Below are 4,442 nucleotides of genomic sequence, written 5' to 3'. Positions count from 1 at the left end.
GGACGCAGTGACGGTCACGGGGGAGCTCTCCTCGTAAGTACCAGATGGTATGTGCACATGCATTGAATGCGTATGGGGTCAACCGGCCCGGTGGTCACGGCATTCCGCCCACCCGGTGAGCCGCCATGTGATCCCGGACACGCGCGGAGCTCCCGCTCCCACGTGCCGTCGAGGGCCGACGTCCGCAGCCGGGTGGTAGACGGCCCTCCAGCCGATGCGGATACATGTCCGGGCCTGTACGACGCTGATGGTGGATCCGATCGGGTGGCTGCCCGCCCTGACAGCCCTCGTCGTGCTGACGGCACTGTCGATGTGCTTACGGCAGGGTGGGACCCGCCGCGGGCAGCGCAAGCAGAATTATTGGTTCCCCCCGCTTGATGCTCCGGCGGACGACCTTGAACGCCTGGCGGACACCGCCCAGCATGTGGATCTCATCCTCGGTAAGGAAGCGCTCGGCGGCCAGCTTGGCCATGAGCGCCTCGATCCCTCCTTCGGCAGCCGTCGCCCGTTCGAGGCAGCACCAGCCGACGTGTCCCGTAGAGTCGTTGGAAGTCCTGAGCGGCGGTCAGGTCCATCTCGCGGCTCTTCTTGACTTGTTCCCAACGGTCAGTGGCCCGGGTCGTCACGAGCCAACCACCGCTGAGGGTGACCGCCACCGTGAGGAGCGGAGCACCCACTGACTCGATGATCGACATGGGCGGCGGCTTGGCCGTCGTCGACGGCGACGCGTTCGTCGTCGGTGAGCGGGATGCTGGCCGGCATCTTCTGCAGGACGCCGGCCCCTCGGCGGGCGGCGGACGGTCCGTCAGCCGTCAGGCGCTCCACAGGGCAGCGGGGGAGGTCTGCTGCCGGCGGGGTTCCACCGATGCCAGCCCTGGGGGCTGCGGGCCAGGAGGTCTTCGGTGGGGGAAGTTCACCATGTTCAGGCACGGCGCCGGGGCGACGAGCGGCAGCTCGCACAGTTCCGTAGCGGTTGCGGCCACCTGCTACGGCGAGAGTCGTTCACCGGCCTCTCCACGGTGACGACGAAGGCCGGACCGTCGAAACGGTCCGGCCCTTTCGCCCGGCCTGGCGGCCGGTGGTGGCGTCAGCTTCCGGGCTGCAGGATCGCCCAGGCGTCCCCCGGAGCGGACTCGGTCCCGTCGGCGTGGACGGCGGTCACCCAGTAGAAGTGGGTCGTACCGGTGGCGGCCGTTGTGTCCGTGTAGGACAGACCGGTGACCGGCTCCGCCGTCAGCTGCTCGTACGACCCGGCGTCGTGGTTCCAGCGGTAGACGCGGTAACCGGTCGCCTCCCCGACCGCGCCCCAGCCCAGCTCCACCGCCTGGCCCGAATCAGCGGCCCTGGCGGTGAGATCGAGCGGTGCGCCCGCCGGAGTGTCCACGGACGGAGTCAGGTCCAGCTCCGTCACCTCGGCGAACGTCATGCTCTCCGGGTTCAGGTACAGGGTGTAGAGGGAGTTGCCCGAGGTGTCCACGGCATCCACGGAATAGGTCAGGGTCTCGCCGTCCGGCAGTTCCGTGTCCACGAAGTGGGTGGTGTCGGCGTCTACTTCGGCCAGATTGCACCAGCAGGGAAGCTTCTCCACCGGCTCCCTGCGGATGACGAACTTGGCGACGTCGGGAGCCGTGCTGGGATCCCAGTCCAGCACCACACCGTAGGGCGTGGCCTTGGCGGTCACCCCGGTGACGGCGGGCGGGGGCGTCCTGTCCACGCGCGTGATCGCATACGGAGCGGACTGCTCCGACTCGCGCCCCTGGGCGTCGACGGACGTCACTGCGTAGTGGTACGCGGCCTTGGCGACCGCCGTGCGGTCGGTGCAGTAGTGGACCTGCACGTACGGGGTCGAGCCGCCCTGCCCGAAGTCCTCGCACGTGACGGCGTGCCAGGAGGGGTCGGCCGAGCCGGGCTCGGAACGGTAGACGCGGAACCCCGTCGTGCCGGCGTTCAGGCGTGCTTCCCAGAGCAGACGGATACCGGTGTCCGCCTCGTTGTTCTCGGCGTGGTAAAGCCGGGGAACGGCCGTCGGCCGGGTGTAGGACAGCACGGCGGACGCCGCCGATGTGTTGCCCGAGGCGTCGGTGGCAGTCACCTTGTAGTGGCGCGCCGTGCTGTAGGGGACGTCGGTGAGGGCCAGCGTCGTCGCCTTCGTCGTACCGACGAGGGAGTACGGTCCGGTGGCCGAGTCGGCCCGGTACATCCTGAAGGTGGCGCCCGCCTCACTCGCCTTCCAGCCCAGGGTGACGTCCCACTGGCTGTCGGCGGCCGTCAGGGCGGTGGGCGCCTGCGGAGCCGTCCGGTCAACGGTCGTGACGGGCAGATCGATGCCGGAGGACGAGGTGTTCCCCGCGATGTCCACGGCGTCGACGCCGAAGCGGTAGACCGCACCCGTGGCGGGCAGCGTCGTCGTGTAGGACGTGGCGGTCGTCCGCACCACCTGGGTGCTGGTGCCCGGTCGGCGCAGGTACACCTTGTACCCGGCGAGATCCATCTCCTTGTTCCTCGACCAGGTGAATGTGGCCTTGCTGGTGACCTTGTCGTACGCGACCTTCGCGCCGGTCGGGGCGAGCGGGGCGGTCCTGTCGACGGTGGCCGAGGTCCTGGGCGCATAGCCGAATTTGACGTTCGCGCTGCCGGTGAAGGCGGCGAAGTCGACGCGGATGGTGTGGGTGCCCTTGGGCACGGTGACGTAGACGGTCTTGCTGCGGGTCGACGAGACGTTGGACCACAGATCGATCTTGCGGGTGCCGTCGAGGTAGACGCGGACGGCGTCCTGGACGGCCGCGCTGAAGGTGAACGGCCCGCCGGAACCGAAGTCGCGGGTCATCGACCAGCGGACCCCGAAGTTGTCGCGCGGCAGCGTGACGCCTGCCGGGTCCCCGGTGCCGTAGCTCTCGCTGATCGCGGAGTCGCACACGGTCCCCTTGGGGGTCCCGGCGAACGTGGTGTTCGCGTAGTACGACGCTTTCCAGACTCCGGCGGCGCAGGTGGTTGCAGCCTCCGCGCCGGAGGCGGGCAACGCGAGGCACGCGGCAGCCCCCGCCAGGGCAGTCCCGGCAGCTCTGCCGGTGGCGCGGCGCCGCATAGGGCGGCTCCCGGTGAATATGTTCATGATCCCCTCCCCAGAGGGGGAGCAGCATGGCATATGCCCGGCAGCCCGCAAAATCACTCTCACCGCCCGGGCAGCGGGCGCTCCGTCGTGCGGCGCGAACGCCCTTCTGCTCTCCGGGATGGTCCTTGTGCGAGTCGATCAGATACTGCCGTACGCCGTAGGGGCTGACACCACGGCGGCCTCGGTCTCACATCGCCGGGGCGAACCCAGCGGCTCTTTTCCCTCTAGGTACGGCGAGTTCCGATCTGCTGCGTGCGGTGGTCAGAACGCCTCACAGTCCGACATCTACTACAGGCGCAGAGCGCGTATGCCGCCGTCGACAGCGAGGATCGTGCCGGTGGTGGCGGAGGCGGAGGTGGCCAGGAAAGCGATGGCCTCGCCGACCTCCTCGGGGCGCGCCAGACGGCCCGAGGGGTGGCGATCGTCCAGCGCGATCCGCTGCGCCTCCGGGTCGGGGGCCTTCGCCAGCATGCGCTGAATCCAAGGGGTGTCGACGGCGCCGGGGGCGACGGCGTTGACCCGGATGCCCTCCCGGATGTGGTCGGCGGCCATCGCCAGAGTCAGGGAGCGGACGGCGCCCTTGGAAGTGGAGTAGAGGACACGCTTCGGCACCCCGATGGTGGCAAAGCTGGAGCAGGTGTTGACGATCGCGGCAGCAGGGGACTTGCGCAGGTGGGGAAGCGCGGCGCGGGCGAGGCGCACCATGCCGATGACGTTCACGTCCAGTACGCGCAGCCACTCGTCGTCGTCGTTGTCGGCGACAGTGCCCTGGGCGGCGATGCCGGCGTTGTTGACGACGATGTCGATGCCGCCGAAGCGCTCAACGACCTCGGTGACAGCGCTGCGCACGGAGACGTCGTCGGAGACGTCGCAGGCGATGCCGACGGCGGGGGCGGCGACCTGATCGGGTTTCAGGTCCAGGGCGGCGACGTGCACGCCCCGAGCGCTGAGCGCGACCGCGGCGGCCGCCCCGATTCCGGACGCGCCGCCACTCACCACGGCCACAAGGGGTTCGGACGTCTGTGCTTCGCTGTTGATGGCCACTGCGGGCGCCTCCTTGAAGGTGGAATGCGGATCAGAGAGAAGGGGAAGCCGATCCCCTGGGTCGCCGAGGAGCTGAATGGTGCGGGACGTGCGCCAACAGCCGCCTCGAAGCGGACCTCAGTGCACCGCTGTGCGTTCCAGCCGCTCCAGGAGGGGGTGTATATCGGCGGCGCTGGCCCCCACCGCGCGCCTCGCCCACCATGCCGTCGCGAGGTTGGACGTCAGGAGCGTGGTCCGGCTGAATTCACGGTCGAGTTCGGCCACGGCGGCAAGGGTGCCCATGCCC

3 protein-coding genes are annotated in these 4,442 nt (G+C 69.4%); all 3 read right to left on the bottom strand.

Annotated elements, in window-relative coordinates; genetic code table 11:
* Positions 1–316: 316 nt before the first annotated feature.
* Positions 317–472 carry a hypothetical protein gene (locus tag ACI2LP_RS33825; protein WP_404728367.1) on the bottom strand — a complete coding sequence of 52 codons (156 nt, stop codon included), beginning with the start codon at positions 470–472 and terminating at the stop codon, positions 317–319.
* Positions 473–1,087: 615 nt separating this feature from the next.
* Positions 1,088–3,112 (bottom strand): fibronectin type III domain-containing protein, encoded by a 2,025-nt coding sequence (locus tag ACI2LP_RS33820; protein ID WP_404728366.1) that lies wholly within the window; start codon positions 3,110–3,112, stop codon positions 1,088–1,090.
* A 288-nt stretch (positions 3,113–3,400) separates the two neighbouring features.
* Positions 3,401–4,156 (bottom strand): SDR family NAD(P)-dependent oxidoreductase, encoded by a 756-nt coding sequence (locus tag ACI2LP_RS33815; RefSeq protein ID WP_404728365.1) that lies wholly within the window; start codon positions 4,154–4,156, stop codon positions 3,401–3,403.
* Positions 4,157–4,442: the final 286 nt, after the last annotated feature.

It is taken from the genome of Streptomyces sp. NPDC019890, from assembly GCF_044903445.1.
Classification (GTDB): domain Bacteria; phylum Actinomycetota; class Actinomycetes; order Streptomycetales; family Streptomycetaceae; genus Streptomyces.
This window is presented reverse-complemented; position numbering and strand designations above follow the sequence as displayed.